General features: G+C 58.1%; 13 protein-coding genes. 5 read left to right on the top strand and 8 right to left on the bottom strand.

Features of this window, described 5'->3' with window-relative positions; genetic code table 11:
- Positions 1-52: 52 nt before the first annotated feature.
- Both GHO25_RS10500 and GHO25_RS10495 read right to left on the bottom strand, forming a co-directional pair.
- Positions 53-913, bottom strand: a complete 861-nt coding sequence (locus tag GHO25_RS10500; protein ID WP_153329318.1) for a carboxylate/amino acid/amine transporter — start codon at positions 911-913, stop codon at positions 53-55.
- Positions 914-1,140: 227 nt separating this feature from the next.
- Positions 1,141-1,740: an FMN-dependent NADH-azoreductase gene (locus tag GHO25_RS10495; RefSeq protein ID WP_153390743.1), complete on the bottom strand. Its 600-nt coding sequence runs from the start codon at positions 1,738-1,740 to the stop codon at positions 1,141-1,143.
- Between the two features lie 175 nt (positions 1,741-1,915).
- Here GHO25_RS10495 and GHO25_RS10490 point away from each other — a divergent pair, with 175 nt between their 5' ends.
- The 3 genes from GHO25_RS10490 to GHO25_RS10480 all read left to right on the top strand — a co-directional run bounded on the left by GHO25_RS10490 (position 1,916) and on the right by GHO25_RS10480 (position 5,520).
- Positions 1,916-2,839, top strand: a complete 924-nt coding sequence (locus GHO25_RS10490) for a LysR family transcriptional regulator (protein WP_048371541.1) — start codon at positions 1,916-1,918, stop codon at positions 2,837-2,839.
- Positions 2,840-3,009: 170 nt separating this feature from the next.
- Positions 3,010-3,597: a peptidylprolyl isomerase gene (locus GHO25_RS10485; RefSeq protein WP_153390741.1), complete on the top strand. Its 588-nt coding sequence runs from the start codon at positions 3,010-3,012 to the stop codon at positions 3,595-3,597.
- A gap of 90 nt (positions 3,598-3,687) precedes the next feature.
- Positions 3,688-5,520 (top strand): ABC transporter ATP-binding protein, encoded by a 1,833-nt coding sequence (locus tag GHO25_RS10480; protein ID WP_153390740.1) that lies wholly within the window; start codon positions 3,688-3,690, stop codon positions 5,518-5,520.
- A 42-nt stretch (positions 5,521-5,562) separates the two neighbouring features.
- On the opposite strand, the gene GHO25_RS10475 is transcribed toward GHO25_RS10480, so the two are convergent.
- On the bottom strand, positions 5,563-6,687 hold the full coding sequence (locus GHO25_RS10475; protein ID WP_153390739.1) for a GNAT family N-acetyltransferase: 1,125 nt from the start codon (positions 6,685-6,687) through the stop codon (positions 5,563-5,565).
- A gap of 323 nt (positions 6,688-7,010) precedes the next feature.
- Between GHO25_RS10475 and GHO25_RS10470 the strand changes: the two genes are divergently transcribed.
- Positions 7,011-8,303 carry a putative porin gene (locus tag GHO25_RS10470; RefSeq protein ID WP_048371551.1) on the top strand — a complete coding sequence of 431 codons (1,293 nt, stop codon included), beginning with the start codon at positions 7,011-7,013 and terminating at the stop codon, positions 8,301-8,303.
- A 113-nt stretch (positions 8,304-8,416) separates the two neighbouring features.
- On the opposite strand, the gene GHO25_RS10465 is transcribed toward GHO25_RS10470, so the two are convergent.
- From GHO25_RS10465 to hrpA, 4 genes are all read right to left on the bottom strand, one after another.
- The gene (locus GHO25_RS10465; RefSeq protein ID WP_153390738.1) at positions 8,417-8,650 is read right to left on the bottom strand and encodes an anti-sigma factor; all 234 of its coding nucleotides are present in this window, start codon (positions 8,648-8,650) and stop codon (positions 8,417-8,419) included.
- Positions 8,644-9,255 carry an RNA polymerase sigma factor gene (locus tag GHO25_RS10460; protein ID WP_153390737.1) on the bottom strand — a complete coding sequence of 204 codons (612 nt, stop codon included), beginning with the start codon at positions 9,253-9,255 and terminating at the stop codon, positions 8,644-8,646. Before GHO25_RS10460 ends, GHO25_RS10465 begins: the two co-directional genes overlap by 7 nt.
- 138 nt (positions 9,256-9,393) lie before the next feature.
- Complete coding sequence (locus tag GHO25_RS10455; protein WP_178110053.1) at positions 9,394-10,515, bottom strand: beta-ketoacyl-ACP synthase III; 1,122 nt, start codon at positions 10,513-10,515, stop codon at positions 9,394-9,396.
- 132 nt (positions 10,516-10,647) lie between these two features.
- Positions 10,648-14,559, bottom strand: coding sequence for an ATP-dependent RNA helicase HrpA (gene hrpA, locus GHO25_RS10450; RefSeq protein ID WP_153390736.1), 3,912 nt, complete (start codon positions 14,557-14,559; stop codon positions 10,648-10,650).
- Between the two features lie 171 nt (positions 14,560-14,730).
- Between hrpA and GHO25_RS10445 the strand changes: the two genes are divergently transcribed.
- Complete coding sequence (locus tag GHO25_RS10445) at positions 14,731-15,597, top strand: DMT family transporter (protein WP_153390757.1); 867 nt, start codon at positions 14,731-14,733, stop codon at positions 15,595-15,597.
- 74 nt (positions 15,598-15,671) lie between these two features.
- Here GHO25_RS10445 and GHO25_RS10440 read toward each other — a convergent pair whose 3' ends face one another.
- The gene (locus GHO25_RS10440) at positions 15,672-16,538 is read right to left on the bottom strand and encodes a DMT family transporter (protein ID WP_153329298.1); all 867 of its coding nucleotides are present in this window, start codon (positions 16,536-16,538) and stop codon (positions 15,672-15,674) included.
- Between the last annotated feature and the right edge of the window lie 99 nt (positions 16,539-16,637).

The raw sequence follows: 16,637 nt of genomic DNA, 5'->3' as shown, positions 1-16,637 counted from the left end.
CGTTTCATTGCGGTCGCGACGAGACGTCAACAGACCTTGGGCCTTAAGGACCTTAGCCCCTGATAGCCTTGCGGTCTAGCCGGCTGATCCACACGGCCAGCAGAATCACCGTGCCGCCCAACATTAACCTGCCCAACGGTTCGTGCTGGTTCCAGATCAGCAGGTTCAGCAGCAAACCCACCGGTACATGCAGGTTGTTCATCACCGCCAGGGTGCCGCCGCTGACCAGGCACGCGCCTTTGTTCCACCAGTACATGCCCAGCGCCGTCGACACCAGGCCCAGAAACAGCAACACGCCCCACTGCAACGGTGCGTCGGGCAAAAAGTGCGCTTTGCCAAACAGCAGGAAAGCCGGCAACACCACAATCAGGGCGCCGACATAAAAGAACCCGAACCGCCGGTAGCCCGGCAGCTCACTCGGATAGCGCAGCACCAGACGCCGGTACAGCACCTGACCAGCGGCATACGTAAAGTTGGCCAGTTGCAGCAGCAGGAAGCCTTTGAAGAAGTCCGGGCTGATGCTGTCGAACCGAATCACCGCAGCCCCGCCAACGGCCACCAGCGCAGCCACTAGCGCCCATGGATTGAAGCGCCGGTTCAGCGCATCTTCAATCAGGGTGACGTGCAGCGGCGTAAGGATGGTGAACAGCAGCACCTCGGGCACCGTGAGCACGCGAAAGCTCAGGTACAGGCAGACGTAGGTGATACCAAACTGCAGGGCGCCAATCAGCAGCATGCCGCGCATAAAGCCGGGTTCGACCTGGCGCCAGCGTGTCAGCGGGATAAAGACCAGACCGGCCAGCACCACACGCACCAGCACGGCGAAGTAACTGTCGACGTGCCCCGCCAGATACTCGCCAATCAGGCTGAAGGAAAACGCCTGAATCAGCGTCACAACTAGCAAATAACCCATAAATCTCTCGCCCGGTATTGAGTGGACGCGACCTTAGCGGTTTTTCAGCACGCTGCGCTATCGGCCCGTAAACCGCAGGCAAAAAAAACCCGATCCAGCGTAGGGCTGATCGGGCGATAGCACTCAAAGAAAGTGCCAAGGGAGGTTCGATGCGCGAACCGCTTGCTTGAAGGAGCAGTGAAGCGAATTAAGCCATGCAACGATTATCTGTTGATTAACAGACCGGCTCAGGCCACATCTGAAAGCCTGGCTTTGGCTTGGTTCAACCCTTTTTCCTGGAAGTCGCCGCCCAGGTTCATGCCCTCGGCATGGATAAAGGTCACGTCATGAATGCCCACAAAGGCCAGTACTTGGCGCAGGTACGGTTCTTGGTGGTCTGCGGTGCTACCCGCATATATCCCGCCGCGTGCGGTGAGCACGTATGCTTTTTTCCCGGTGAGCAGACCCTGGGGGCCTGTCTCGGTGTATTTGAAGGTCAGGCCGGCGCGCAACACATGGTCCAGCCAGGCTTTGAGGGTGCTGGGGATGGCAAAGTTGTACATCGGCGCCGCCAGCACCAACACGTCAGCCGCCAGCAACTCGTCGGTCAGCTCATTGGAGCGCTGCAAAGAAGCCTGTTCAGCGGCGTTACGCTGCGCCTCGGGCTTCATCCAGCCTCCCAGCAAATCAGCATCCAGATGCGGCACCGGGTTCACAGCCACATCGCGAGTGGTCAGGCGATCAGCCGGATGAAGGGTTTTCCAGTGACTGATGAACTGCTGTGTCAGCTCGCGGGAAAATGAATCCTGTTGGCGAGCGCTGCTTTCGATGATCAGAACATTAGACATGGGCGGTAGGCTCCATCTGTGAAGGCTGTAAGGCGATGGAGTGAATCCTAGAGGGCATTTCATTGATGAAAAAGCGTAAATATCTGCTACAACCTATCTATAAATTTGTTTATTAATGAGTACCCTGTACATCAGGCTGCGGCCACACAACGACTCGTTACCAAAGGAATACAACGTGAAAGCGCCCCGCGTGACCCTTGACCAATGGCGCACGCTGCAAGCGGTGGTCGACCATGGCGGCTTTGCGCAAGCTGCTGAGGTGCTGCATCGCTCGCAGTCGTCTGTCAGTTACACCGTTGCTCGCATGCAAGACCAACTCGGCGTGCCGCTGTTACGCATCGACGGGCGCAAAGCCGTGCTCACCGAAGCCGGCGGCGTTTTATTACGGCGTTCGCGCCAGTTGGTCAAACAAGCCAGCCAGCTTGAAGACCTCGCCCACCACATGGAGCAAGGCTGGGAAGCCGAAGTGCGGCTGGTGGTTGATGCCGCCTACCCGAATGCACGGCTGGTGCGCGCCTTGACCGCTTTTATGCCGCAGAGCCGTGGCTGTCGTGTGCGGCTGCGCGAAGAAGTCCTGTCGGGCGTCGAAGAAGTGTTGCTGGAAGGCGTGGCCGACCTGGCCATCAGCAGTTTCAATATTCCGGGCTACCTGGGCACAGAACTGAGCACCGTCGAATTCATTGCCGTGGCCCATCCCGATCACGCCTTACATCGCATGCAACGGGTGCTGCACTTCCAGGACCTTGAAAGCCAGTTGCAAGTGGTGATTCGCGACTCGGGCCGCCAGCAACCCCGCGACGTAGGCTGGCTGGGCTCTGAGCAACGCTGGACGGTCGGCAGCCTGGCCACGGCCGCCGCCTTTGTGGGCAGTGGCCTGGGCTTTGCCTGGCTGCCCCGGCACATGATCGAGCGCGAACTCAAAGAGGGTGTGCTCAAAGCGTTGCCACTGGATCAGGGCGGTGACCGCCACCCGGTGTTTTACTTGTACGCCAACAAGGACAAACCGCTGGGCCCGGCGACACAAATACTGGTGGAGTTGTTGCGCACCTTTGATACCGCCCCCCTGGACGCAGCCTTTGCTGCCCCTGAGCAGGCATAAAGCAAAGATTGCAGCCATGACAGCGGTGGGCAGGAACATCGATCCCGAATATCCTGTCCAAGCTTCGCGGCTGGCCATTCATCAGTGCCAACCTCATCACATCACCTATTCAACACACAGCGCGTGCGTTCTCGGACGCAGCTGCTTCTACTTTTCAGGACTTTTGACTTATGTTGAAAAAAATTGCCTTTGCTGCCAGCGCCCTGCTCTTCGCCGCCAACCTGATGGCTGCAACGCCTGCGGCAAACAAAGCGACACCAGCGCAAAAAGCACCCCATGTACTGTTGGATACCAGCAACGGCCAGATTGAAATCGAACTGGACCCCGTCAAGGCACCGATCAGCACCAAAAATTTTCTGGATTACGTTGATAGCGGCTTTTACAACAACACTATTTTCCACCGTGTTATCCCCGGCTTCATGGTGCAAGGCGGCGGGTTCACCTCCCAGATGACGCAAAAAACAACCCGCGACCCAATCAAGAACGAAGCTGGCAACGGCCTGCACAATGTGCGCGGCACCTTGTCGATGGCACGTACCTCCAATCCGAACTCCGCGACCAGCCAGTTCTTTATCAATGTGGCTGACAATGCGAATCTCGATCAAGGCAGTAACGCTGGGTACGCGGTATTCGGCAAGGTGGTTAAAGGCATGGACGTGGTTGACGTAATCGTCAATTCGCAGACGACCACCAAAAGCGGTATGCAGAACGTGCCAATCGATCCTGTTTACATCAAGTCTGCCAAACGCATCGACTAAGCCTAATCGCTTCGCATGCTGCGGGGAGCTTGACCGGCCCAGGCCGGTCACACCACTAAAGGAGAGCCCGCTCAGCGGGCGTCAGTGACCATGCTTTATCGTCGTTTTGAACAACTGATCGATATTTTTCGCGAAGCCCCCAGCGCCGAACCGCCCAACACTGTTTGGGCGTTTTACATCTATTACCTGCGCCAGGTCTGGCCACTGTTTGCCGCCTTGCTGGTCGTCGGGCTGGTCGCCGCCTTGATTGAAGTCTCGCTGTTCAGTTACTTGAGCACCCTGATCGATCTGGCCCAGGGTACGCCCAACACTGAGTTTTTCAGCATTCACAGCGGTGAGCTGATCTGGATGGCCGTGGTGGCGCTGATCATTCGCCCGGTATTCTTCGGCCTGCATGATCTGCTTGTGCACCAGACCTTGAGCCCGAGCATGACCAGCATGATTCGCTGGCAAAACCACAGCTATGTGCTCAAGCAAAGCCTCAACTTTTTCCAGAACGATTTCGCCGGGCGTATTGCCCAGCGCATTATGCAAACCGGCAACTCGCTGCGTGACTCTGCGGTGCAGGCCGTCGATGCGTTGTGGCACGTGTTGATCTACGCCATCAGTTCGCTGGTGCTGTTTGCCGAAGCGGACTGGCGGCTGATGATCCCGCTGCTGACCTGGATCGTGCTCTACATCGGCGCGTTGTATTACTTCGTGCCACGGGTCAAGGAACGCTCGGTGGTGTCTTCGGATGCGCGCTCTAAATTGATGGGCCGGATCGTTGACGGTTACACCAACATCACCACCCTCAAGCTGTTTGCCCACACCAATTACGAGCAGCAGTACGCCCGCGAAGCGATCATCGAACAAACCGAAAAAACCCGGCTGGCAAGCCGCGTCGTGACCAGCATGGACGTGACCATCACCTCCATGAACGGCCTGCTGATTGTCAGCACCAGCGGCCTTGCGCTGTGGTTGTGGAGCCAGTCACTGATCAGCGTGGGCGCCATTGCGCTGGCCACTGGCCTGGTGATTCGTATCGTCAACATGTCTGGCTGGATCATGTGGGTGGTCAACGGCATTTTTGAAAACATCGGCATGGTCCAGGACGGTCTGCAGACCATCGCCCAACCCGTTACGGTCAAGGACAAGGACAACGCGCCACGCCTGAAGGTCGATCGCGGTGAAGTGCGTTTTGAACACGTGGACTTTCACTACGGCAAACAGAGCGGGATCATTAGCGACCTGAATCTGGTGATCAAACCCGGCGAAAAAATCGGCTTGATCGGACCGTCCGGGGCGGGCAAATCGACGCTGGTAAACCTGCTTTTGCGCCTGTATGACCTGCAAGGCGGGAAAATTCTGATAGACGGTCAGAATATCGCCGAAGTGACGCAAGAAAGCCTGCGCGAACAGATAGGAATGATCACTCAGGACACGTCTTTGCTGCACCGTTCGATCCGCGACAACTTGCTGTATGGCAAGCCGGACGCCACCGACGATGAACTCTGGGCAGCCGTGCGAAAAGCCCGTGCCGATGAGTTTATTCCTGCACTTTCCGATGCTCAGGGACGTACCGGTTTTGACGCCCATGTGGGCGAGCGCGGGGTCAAATTGTCAGGTGGTCAGCGCCAGCGCATCGCTATAGCACGGGTGTTACTGAAGAATGCGCCGATTCTGATCATGGACGAAGCGACCTCGGCGCTGGACTCCGAAGTCGAAGCCGCGATCCAGGAAAGTCTCGAAACCTTGATGCAAGGTAAAACCGTGATTGCCATCGCTCACCGGCTTTCAACCATCGCCCGCATGGACCGTTTGGTAGTCCTCGAAAAAGGTCAGATTGCCGAGTCCGGCACCCACGCCGAACTGCTCGCCCATGGCGGTTTGTATGCCCGCCTGTGGCAACACCAAACGGGTGGATTTGTCGGCCTCGATTAAATCCCCTGTTCGACACTCCACCTGCTGCCAAACCGGCGAGAATCAGGCCTGCCGGTATGGCAGCGCCGTTCTCGCCTCTTCGGCATAGGCCAGCACGCCCTCTCGCTCACGCGCCAGAAAATCACTGACAGCGGCTTTCAAGCCCTGATGGCGCAGGTAATGCCAAGAGTGCGTGATCACTGGTTCAAAGCCGCGTATCAGCTTGTGCTCGCCCTGAGCGCCGGCATCAAACCGCTGGATGCCGTGAGCAATGGCGTAATCCATGCCCTGGTAAAAACAGGTTTCGAAATGCAAACGGTCGAACTCGGCCAGACAGCCCCAGTAACGACCATACAAGCTGCCGCCCCCGATCAGGCTAAAAGCCATGGCTACCGGGGTTGAGCCTTGTTTGGCCAGGACCACGCGAATCGCTTCGGGCATGCGCTCGGCCAGCAAGCTGAAAAATTCACGGGCTAGGTACGGCGTCTGGCGTCGCACCGCATAGGTGTTGGCGTAACAGGCGTAGACAAAATCCCACTGCGCCTCGGTCACCTGCTGGCCCTCCAGCCATTCGAACTCGAACCCCTGCCCCGCCACTTGTTCGCGCTCTTTGCGCATTTGCTTGCGCTTGCGCGAACTCAGAACGTCGAGAAAATCCTGAAAATCGCGGTACTCGCGGTTTTGCCAATGGAACTGACAACCCAACCGTTGCAACCAACCGGGCTGTTGCGCCAACGCGGTATCCGCAAGCGCATCGGTGAAGTTGATGTGCGCGCTGGACAGCCCTTCGATCTCCAGATAACCGGGCAAAGCGGCCAATAATTCAAAACCGTCTTCAGGCCGTGCGGCCAGCAATCGCGGGCCACTGACCGGGCTGAAAGGCACTGCGGTCAGCAGTTTTGGGTAGTACTCGATCCCGGCCCGTTCACACGCATTGGCCCATTCGTGATCGAACACGTACTCGCCGTAGGAATGCCATTTTCGGTAACTGGGCAATGCCGCCAGCACGCGATCGTTTTCAACGTGCAGCAGGTGTTCAGACTGCCAGCCGGAATGCGGGCCCAGGCTGCCACTGTCCTCCAGCGCACTGAGGAATCCATGGCGAAGGAACGGTTGCGCCACCGGCACCAGCGCATCCCATTGCTCGGCCGAGATGGCGGACAGGCTGTCCAGACGTTGTAACGGCATTCAAAAGCCCCGGGCTATTGCGTTAGAACGGCGATGTTAGCACCCGCTTATGACACTGCGCCTTTTACATTTCAACACAATGGCTGGACCCGTTAGAAACCCACGCCTGCAGATGAGTCGATTCAGCTCGAGAGTGCGTTGTCACAGAGTTGCTATCACTGTGCCACTTTTCTGTCATATCCAATCGTGATACTGGCGCCGCTTCTTAGAAGTCGGGGTTATGAGTGAGCGCTTATCAACCCACGTAAACATCATATTAGCGAGCCCATAAGGGCCGAGTGTTTTTGGGGTGGCAACGTCCATCTCACTACTGGGAGATTCATATGCGTCTTGTTTCTACACGGATTGCGGCGGGACTGTGTGGCGGGCTGGTATTAGGCATGAGTGTTCCAGCAAGCGCTGGCGTTGATGCAAAACTACTGGAAATGCTCAAGGCAAACGGCTCTATTTCTGCGGCGCAGTACGCCGAACTGCAAACCGAGTTGACCAGCGAGAAACAAGCTCAACAAGAAGCCGCTGCAGACCAGGTTAAAAAATCTGACCTCAGCGCTTTCGAACAAAAAGTGGCCTGGGCTGCCAAAACCGAATTCAAGGGCGATGTTCGGGTCCGTCAGGAAACCGTCAAAATTGATGGCGAATCCGATGGCAAAAACCGTGACCGCCAACGTATTCGTGCTCGCCTGGGTGCTTACACCGAAATCAACCCGCAAGTGAACACCGGCATCCGTATCGCCACCGGCGGCAGCGACGACGCACGCTCCACCAACCAGGACCTGGACAACTACTTCGACAAGAAGCAGCTGTGGCTGGACATGGCTTACGTTGACTATCACCCGACAGCGATCAAAAACCTGCACCTGGTGGGCGGCAAGATGCCACAACAGTGGGTCAGCATGGGCGACGTGATCTGGGATAGCGACATCAACCCTGAAGGTGTGTCTGCCTCCTACAAAACCAACCTGGGCAGCAGCGGCGTCGAAGTGTTCGGCAGCACCGGCTACTACACCCTCAAAGACAACGTGAACGGCGATGGCGTGCAGTTCAAAAATGACTTGAGCATGTATGCCGGCCAGTTGGGTGCACGTTTCGCACCGACCGACAGCCTGAAAGTGACCCTGGGTGGTAGCGTTTACGGCTTCCACAACGACGAAGACAGCCGCTGCCCAACCACCGGCACCAAGACCACGCCGTGCGCCCTGGCCGTTAACGGCAACAGCACCAGCGAGTTCCGCCTGTGGGAAGGCTTCGGTCAGGTCGACATCGCCAACCTGCCGGTTCCGCTGTCGTTGTACGGCCAATACGTGCACAACTCCGAGACCGACAGCGATCAGGACGACGCCTGGTTGGTGGGTTTCAAGAGCAAGCTCAACGCCTTCAGCCTGGACTACAACTACCGCGACGTTCAGCGTAACGCTGTGGTCGGCGCCTTCACTGACTCTGACTTCGCCAACGGCACTACCGGCTCTCGCGGTCACAAGTTCAAAGTGGGTTACGAAATCGACAAGAACTTTGGTGTCGGCGTGACGTACTTCCTGACCAAGGCTGACTACGCAACCTCCACCCAGAAAGATGCCAGCACCAACACGCTGCAACTGGACGTAGAAGCCAAGTTCTAAACCGTTTCACGCAACAAACAAGCCGCTGAACGCTTTCACCGGCTTGTGTTAACCCGCAGTGCGCGAATGCCGTCGGTCCCCATCACATCCCCGACGGCATTCGCGCTTGCGCCTTACCGCTGACGCGATTGCTCGCTCAGCATCCGTTCAACCGTCGCGTCCAGGTCAATGGGCAGCGGTTCGGGCAGCGCCTTCAACGTGGCACTCATCAAGCGCATTTGCCGGATAAAGCGCCGACAATTGGGGCAAAACAGCAAATGATGGCGCATCTGCAAACGCTCACGAACACTCAACTGCCGGTCCATGTGGTCACTTGATCGCGCAACGTATTGCTTGCAGCTCAACATTCGCCGGTCTCCTCGAAATGCTCCACGGTCGCAAAGACTTTAAGCCGGGCACGATGCACCAGCACTCGGGCATTAGAGAGCGATATATCGAGAAGATTACAAATCTGCTCCAACTCCAGCCCCTGGCGTTCACGCAATACCAGCACCGAGCTTTGCAGTTGCGGCAGGCTGAGCAACGTGCGCTCAAGGCATTCACGCAACTCTTGTTCCGTGAGCAGCGCTTCCGGTGTGTCCTGATGCCAGGCATAAGGCCCCAACAACCAGTGGCCATCGCTGGCAAAACGCTCATCATCAACCGTACCGTGGGGTGACGGCAGGTCGTCGAGCAAGACTTCGCGACGATTGTGTTTAAGGCGGGTTTTGGCGGCGTTGGCGGTGATGGTCAACAGCCAGGTTTTGAGGCTGGAACGGCCTTCGAACCCGCGCAGGTTGCGCACCACTGACAACCAGGCGTCCTGAACGACTTCATCGGCATGCCGACTGCCGACAATCGCATAAGCCACGGCGAGCATGGCCCCTTGGTAGGTACTGACCAACTGCCGAAAAGCCTGTTGCTCACCGGCGAGCAGGCGCTGGAGTATTTCAGAGTCGTCAGCAGCAGCCATTAACGCTCCCGGGGCAGAATCAACCACCCTGGTGGGAGCGGGCTTGCTCGCGATGCAAACAACGCGGTGCTCAAGACAAACCGAGCTGCCTGAATCGCGAGCAAGCCCGCTCCCACAGGATGTGGCTTTGAGCGTGGATCAGCGTTTGCGCAGGATCACGCTGCCTATCGAGTAGCCGGCACCGAACGAGCTGAGTACCGCCAGCGAACCACTGGCCAGATCATCCTGGTAAGTGTGGAAGGCAATCACGGAACCGGCAGAACTGGTGTTGGCGTAGGTATCAAGGATCACCGGCGCTTCTTCAACCGACGCTTCGCGGCCCAGCAGGCGCTTGACGATCAGGTGGTTCATGCTCAGGTTGGCCTGGTGCAGCCAGAAGCGTTTGACGTCCGCCACTTCGACTTTGTTTTCTTCCAGGTGCTGGCCGATCAGCTCCGCCACCATCGGGCAGACATCACGGAATACCTTGCGGCCTTCCTGCACGAACAGCTTGTCCGGGCTGTCGGGGTTTTCGTCCGAAGCACGGTTGAGGAAGCCAAAGTTGTTGCGGATATTGTTCGAGAAGGTGGTCAGCAGTTTGGTGCTGACGATGTCGAATTGATGACTGGAAGTCGCCAGATCAGCGCGCTCAACCACAATGGCGGTGGCCGCATCGCCAAAAATAAAGTGGCTGTCGCGGTCACGGAAGTTCAAGTGACCGGTGCACACTTCCGGGCTTACAAGCAGCACCGCGCGAGCCTGACCCAGTTGCACGCTGTTGCTGGCCGTCTGCAGACCGAAGGTCGCTGACGAGCACGCCACGTTCATGTCAAAACCGAAACCCTGAATGCCCAACGCCTGTTGCACTTCGATGGCGATGGCCGGGTACGGGCGCTGCAGGTTTGAGCAGGCCACGATCACGCCGTCGATATCTGCGGCAGTCTTGCCGGCCCGCTCCAGCGCTTGCCTGGCGGCACCGACGGCCATTTCGCAGAGCACGGACATCTCGTCGTTGGAACGCTCAGGCAAACGCGGGCGCATACGTTGCGGGTCAAGGATGCCGTCCTTGTCCATCACAAAGCGGCTTTTGATACCTGAAGCTTTTTCGATAAAGGCAGCGCTGGACTCGGCCAGAGGCTCGATGTCACCGGCCTCGATAGCGTCAGCGTTGTCGGCGTTGAACTGTTGCACATACGCGTTGAAGGACTGCACCAACTCTTCGTTGGAAATGCTGTTGGCCGGGGTATACAGGCCGGTGCCGCTGATGACGACGTTATACACGGTCGTTCCTCTTATTCTGTTCAAGCCGAAAATAATCGTGTCAGGTAGTTATAGCCGCGAAGTTTGCCATAAATGGCAACATTTGGCCTGATTTGCCGAATTATGAAAACACCTCATCCGGCAGGATCGAGCTTAAGCGTCCACCAGACTCCATTGCTTGCTCAACCGCTTATCCGAAATCGGCACTTTGGTGCCCAGTTGCTGGCCAAACAGCGACACGCGATATTCCTCTAGCCACCAGCGATAGAACTCCAGTTGCGGGTCGCGCTTGCCTTCCTGAGCATGCTTGGCAGCACGCGCCTGGTACTGGGCCCACAAACCTGCCAGCTCAGCACTCCAGACCCGGTCTTTCTGCACCTGACCCGGCAGTTTTTCCAGGCGCATTTCAATGGCCTTGAGGTAGCGCGGCAGCTCTTTGAGCCACTGCGCCGGGGTTTCGCGCACAAAGCCCGGATACACCAAATGGCTCAGTTGCTGCTTGATGTCATTCAGGGCCACCGCCTGGGCCAGATCAATCTTGCCTTTGAAGCGCTTTTGCAGCCCGTGCCACAGCTTGAGAATGTCCAGCGTCAGTTTGGCCAGCTTCTCTGCGTGCTCGGTCAAGGCACCGCGCTTGCGCTCGGCCAACGACGCCAGCCCCGCACCATCACGCGGCAACGTCGCTTCGCCCTCAAGGATGCAGCTGTCGAGGCTGGCCAACAGGATGTCTTCGACCAGGCTCTCGACTCTGCCCAGCTCGCGGTACAACAGGCCCAGTTCGGTCTGGCCCGGCAACTTGCTGCGCAAGAACTTGGCAGGTTCAGCCAACTGCTGCATCAGCAAACGCTGCAAGGCCCGGCGGTGCTGATACTCAGCCTCGGCAGGCGTTGAGAAGCGCCCTTCCTTGACGGTATTGCCCTCTTCCACCAGCGCCGGGTAGACGGTCATCGACAGCCCGGCGATCTTTTGCTGGGTTTTCTCGGCCACAGGCGCAAAGACTTTGGCTTCGACAGGCTGCTGGCTTTTGGCTGTTTGCGGCACCGCCAAAGCAGCCTGACTGGCTTGTGCAAAGCGTGCCGTCAGTTCGGCAAGGTCACGACCTTCACCCAGGAACTTACCGTCGCCATCGACAATTTCGAGGTTCATCTTCAGATGACTCTCAACCTGCTGCGCGGCTTCGGCCCACGCTTCGTCAGTCACCCGTGCGCCGGTCATGCGCAACAGTTCACGGCCCAATGCCTGCGGCAGCGAACCTTCAGCAAAGGTCATGCGTTGCAGCGCGGCTTTGACGAAGTCCGGCACCGGGACGAAGTTTTTGCGCAAGGCCTTGGGCAAACTGCGCACCAGGGCAATGCATTTGGCTTCGATCATGCCCGGCACCAGCCACTCCAGGCGCTCTGGCGGCAAGACCGGCAACAAGGGCGCCGGCACTTTAACCGTCACCCCGTCACGCGGGTGATTGGGTTCAAAGTGGTAACTCAATTCGAGGGTCAAATCCCCCAAGTGCAGGGTGTTCGGGTAGTGCTTGGCAGTGATTTCGGTGGCTTCGCGAGCCAGCACGTCCTCTTCGCGCATGATCAGCAACTGCGGGTCTTTTTGGCTATTGACCCGGTACCAACTGTCAAACGTCGCGGTCTGGTGAATCTCGGCCGGCAGACGTGCGTCGTAAAACGCATAGAGGGTTTCTTCGTCAGCCAGAATGTCACGCCGCCGCGCCTTGGCTTCCAGCTCATCGAGCTGTTCGAGCAGTTTGGCGTTGGCGCTCAGGCACTTGGCCCGCGACTGAATCTCGCCGCGCACCAGCCCTTCTCGGATAAACAACTCACGTGACAGCACCGGATCAATCGGGCCGTAATGCACCGCGCGCCGACCGACCACAATCAACCCGTACAGGGTGATCTGCTCGTAGGCCACCACTTGCCCGCGTTTCTTTTCCCAATGCGGCTCAAAGTAGTTCTTTTTGATCAAGTGCCCCGCCAGCGGCTCGATCCAGTCAGGTTCAATCTTGGCCACCATTCGCGCATAGAGCTTGGTGGTTTCGACCAGCTCGGCAGTCATCAGCCATTGCGGGCGTTTTTTGCCCAGGCCCGACGACGGGTGGATCCAGAAGCGACGCTGACGCGCGCCCAAGTAATCGCCGTCTTCAGTTTTCTGCCCGATCTGGCTGAGCAAACCGGACAACACCGCTTTGTGCAGTTTTGGATAGTCGGCCGGCTCTTTATTGACGCTGAGCTGCATGTCGCGGCAGATCAAACTCAATTGGCGGTGCGAATCGCGCCACTCGCGCAGCCGCAGATAATTCAGGAAGTTCTTGCGGCACCAATTGCGCAGCGGGCTCGCGGTCAAGGCCTGGCGTTGCTCTTCAAAGCCGCGCCACACATTGATCAGCGCGGCAAAGTCCGAGTCCACGTCTTTCCACTGTGCGTGGGCCTGATCCGCAGCCTGCTGACGCTCGGGCGGGCGCTCACGCGGGTCTTGCACCGACATGGCACTGGCGACGATCAACACTTCCTGCAAGCTGCCCAGCTTGGCGGCTTCAAGCAACATGCGGCCCATGCGCGGGTCCACCGGCAAGCGCGCCAGTTGGCGGCCCAGGGGCGTCAGCTGGTTCTCGCGGTTAACCGCTGACAGCTCTTGCAGCAGGTTGAAACCGTCGGTAATGGCCTTGCCATCCGGCGGCTCGATAAACGGAAACGCGGTAATTTCGCCCAGACGCAGGTGCAGCATCTGCAAGATAACGGCTGCAAGGTTGGTCCGCAGAATCTCGGGATCGGTAAATTCCGGGCGACCGTTGAAGTCTTCCTCGGCGTACAGGCGCACGCAGATCCCCGGCTCGACCCGTCCGCAGCGGCCTTTACGCTGATTGGCGCTGGCTTGGGAAATAGCTTCGATCGGCAGGCGCTGCACCTTGGCCCGATAGCTGTAACGGCTGATGCGCGCGGTGCCGCTGTCAATCACATAGCGGATGCCCGGAACGGTCAACGAGGTTTCTGCAACGTTGGTCGCCAGCACCACGCGACGCCCCGGATGCGACTGGAATATCCGTTGTTGCTCGGCCGGAGACAGGCGCGCATACAAAGGCAGAATTTCGGTGTGCTTGAGTTGCGCCTTGCGCAGCATCTCGGCGGCATCGCGGATCTCGCGCTCGCCGGGCAAAAACACCAGCACGTCGCCGGGGCTTTTACGCTCGCTGCGCTCATGGGCGGCGATCTCATCGAGGGTGGCGATGATCGCCTGGTCGACACTCAAGTCCTCCTCGACACTGTTGCCCTCTTCGTCCTGCTCGGAGGTCAGCGGGCGGTACCAGGTTTCGACCGGGAAGGTACGGCCGGACACTTCAACAATCGGCGCATCGTTGAAGTGTTTGGAAAAACGCTCCAGGTCGATGGTGGCCGAGGTGATGATGACTTTGAGGTCCGGACGCCGTGGCAGCAGGATCTTCAGATAACCGAGCAAAAAGTCGATGTTCAGACTGCGCTCGTGGGCTTCGTCGACGATGATCGTGTCATAGCGCTCGAGGTAACGGTCGTGCTGGGTTTCGGCCAGCAGTATGCCGTCGGTCATCAGCTTGATCAGGGTGTTGGAATCACTCTGATCCTCAAACCGCACTTGATAGCCGACCAGCGCCCCCAGCGGCGTGCCCAGTTCTTCAGCGACCCGGCTGGCAACACTGCGCGCAGCAATCCGGCGAGGCTGGGTGTGACCGATCAAGCCGTGCTGGCCGCGGCCAATTTCGAGGCAGATTTTCGGCAATTGAGTGGTTTTACCCGAACCGGTTTCACCGGCCAGAATCAACACCTGATGCTTGAGCAACGCCGCCTTGATCTCGTCGCGCTTGGCTGCAATCGGCAGATTTTCGTCATAACGAACCAACGGCACGCTGGCTGCTCGCGCAGTGACCTGCGCGCATGAGGCCTGCACACGCTCGGCCCAGGCCGCCAGCTTGGCGTCATCAGGCTTCTTGCGCAGCTCATGCAACTGCCGACGCAACTTGTGGCGGTCGGCAATCATGGCGTGATCAAGGTTTTTCAACAGTTGGTTGATAGCAGGCGATTCGTCAGTCATCAGGTGCGCAAAAGTCTTGGTAAAGGCAGGCGGCGATTGTCGCAGATTTAAGCGGTTGTGCACGAATCTGTAGGAATTGCGCGCAACCATTGCCTTGCTGCCTGCATCCCCTACACTGCGCGGCTTAATCCTTGTAAGAGAAACCTTGTGAGATTCGCAGATTTTGTACGCATGCTGTCGTTGGCCGGCATTTGGGGCGCCAGTTTCCTGTTTATGCGAATCATCGCGCCAGTGCTCGGCTCTATTCCCACCGCATTTTTCAGGGTTTCGATTGCCGCTACCGGCTTGCTGGTGATGTTGGTGCTGATGCGCGTCAGCTGGAACTTCGGCGGCAAGTTGAAGGTGGTGTTGATCCTGGGTGTGATCAACTCCGGGTTGCCTGCCACGTTGTATTCGGTTGCGGCGCAAGTATTGCCCGCGGGGTATTCGGCCATCTTTAATGCGACCACGCCGCTGATGGGCGTATTGATTGGCGGACTGTTTTTCAGCGAACAACTCACCCTCACCAAGCTGGCCGGGGTATTTCTCGGGTTATTTGGCGTCGGGGTGTTGACCGGTGCCGGGCCGGTGGCCTTTGACCTGAACTTGCTGATGGGCGCCCTCGCCTGCCTGCTGGCGACGATCTGCTATGGCTTTGCGGGCTTTTTGGCGCGCCGCTGGCTGGACCAACAAGGCGGGCTTGACCCGCGCCTTTCGGCCATGGGCAGCATGCTCGGGGCGACCTTGTTTCTGCTGCCGTTGTTTGGTCTGAGCCTGCTCAATCAACCACCAGCCGATTGGGGCGGTGCACGGGTATGGTTGTCGTTGATGGGGCTTGGGCTGGTGTGCACAGCCTTTGCCTACATCTTGTTCTTCCGTTTGCTGACCAACATCGGCCCGGTCAAATCCATGACCGTGACCTTTATGACCCCGCCCTTCGGGATCTTGTGGGGCGCCTTGTTTCTGGGCGAACCGCTGTCAATCGCGCACCTGTACGGCGGACTGCTGATCGCCGCAGCGTTGTGGCTGGTGCTCAAGCCCAATAAAAATGCCCTGTAGGAGCGAGCTTGCCTCGCGATCTTTTAAAAGATCAAAAGATCGCGAGCAAGCTCGCTCCTACAGGGCGATGCGGGTTAACGGGTAGTTTTACGGAACACGAAGACCAGTCCGATGATGATCAAGGCCATGCCGAGCACACTCAGCAAGGCCAGTTTGTTGCCAAAGATCAGGTAGTCCATGACTGCTGTGACCGCAGGTACCAGGTAGAAAAGGCTGGTGACGTTCACCAGATTGCCCCGGGCGATCATCCGGTACAACAGCAAGGTCGCCAGCACCGACACCACCAAGCCCATCCACAACACCGGCACCACAAAGCCTGCGCCGTGTTCAAAGTGGAACGGTTGAAACGGCACAAACACCGCGCACAACAGCAACCCGGCCAAGTATTGCAACGGCAATGTACCCAGCGGGTTCTGGGTAATGCGTTTTTGCATCAAAGTGCCCGCCGTCATGCTCGCCAACGCCAACAACGCACAGAGCATTCCACCCCAGGACAAACCGGCCAGACCAATGTTTTGGTACACCACCAGAATCAAGCCAGTCAGCCCCAGCATGAGCCCCAACGAACGGCTAAAAGAGTGACGACGCTCCAGAATCACCGCCGTCAGGATCGGCTGCACACCCATCACCGTGGCCATGACGCCGGGCGTGACCTTGAGGTCCAGCGCCAGCAGATAAAAAATCTGATACGCGCCCAGCAGCACCGTCCCGGTGGCCAGTGCATAACCAATGGCTTTGGCGCCGCGTGGCATCTGCAGTTTCATCGACGGGATCAACAGCACCAGCGCCAGCAGAGCGATGGCAAAACGAATCAACAGAAAGGCAAAGGGCGAAGCATGGGCCAACCCCCACTTGGAGAAAATCGCACCGCTGCTCCACAGCAGTACAAACAGGCTCGTGGACGCCGCCGCAAACGCGGATTCTTTAGAAATCGAAAGCATGGGTAACACCTGTCATCAGACATAAAAAGCCAACACAGCCGAAGCTGAAGTTCAATGGTTTTTTAGACGGGTACGGGCAGCCGAAAGCTCTGCTTAGCC

The organism is Pseudomonas sp. FSL R10-1350, assembly GCF_009600525.1.
Taxonomy (GTDB): Bacteria; Pseudomonadota; Gammaproteobacteria; order Pseudomonadales; family Pseudomonadaceae; genus Aquipseudomonas; species Aquipseudomonas helleri.
This window is presented reverse-complemented; position numbering and strand designations above follow the sequence as displayed.

Bases quoted from the DNA above. Each gene is read 5' to 3' on its own strand.
- GHO25_RS10500 (WP_153329318.1), bottom strand. From the start codon at position 913: ATGGGTTATTTGCTAGTTGTGACGCTGATTCAGGCGTTTTCCTTCAGC.
- GHO25_RS10495 (WP_153390743.1), bottom strand. From the start codon at position 1,740: ATGTCTAATGTTCTGATCATCGAAAGCAGCGCTCGCCAACAGGATTCA.
- GHO25_RS10485 (WP_153390741.1), top strand. From the start codon at position 3,010: ATGTTGAAAAAAATTGCCTTTGCTGCCAGCGCCCTGCTCTTCGCCGCC.
- GHO25_RS10480 (WP_153390740.1), top strand. From the start codon at position 3,688: ATGCTTTATCGTCGTTTTGAACAACTGATCGATATTTTTCGCGAAGCC.
- GHO25_RS10475 (WP_153390739.1), bottom strand. From the start codon at position 6,687: ATGCCGTTACAACGTCTGGACAGCCTGTCCGCCATCTCGGCCGAGCAA.
- GHO25_RS10470 (WP_048371551.1), top strand. From the start codon at position 7,011: ATGCGTCTTGTTTCTACACGGATTGCGGCGGGACTGTGTGGCGGGCTG.
- GHO25_RS10465 (WP_153390738.1), bottom strand. From the start codon at position 8,650: ATGTTGAGCTGCAAGCAATACGTTGCGCGATCAAGTGACCACATGGAC.
- GHO25_RS10460 (WP_153390737.1), bottom strand. From the start codon at position 9,255: ATGGCTGCTGCTGACGACTCTGAAATACTCCAGCGCCTGCTCGCCGGT.
- hrpA (WP_153390736.1), bottom strand. From the start codon at position 14,559: ATGACTGACGAATCGCCTGCTATCAACCAACTGTTGAAAAACCTTGAT.
- GHO25_RS10445 (WP_153390757.1), top strand. From the start codon at position 14,731: ATGCTGTCGTTGGCCGGCATTTGGGGCGCCAGTTTCCTGTTTATGCGA.
- GHO25_RS10440 (WP_153329298.1), bottom strand. From the start codon at position 16,538: ATGCTTTCGATTTCTAAAGAATCCGCGTTTGCGGCGGCGTCCACGAGC.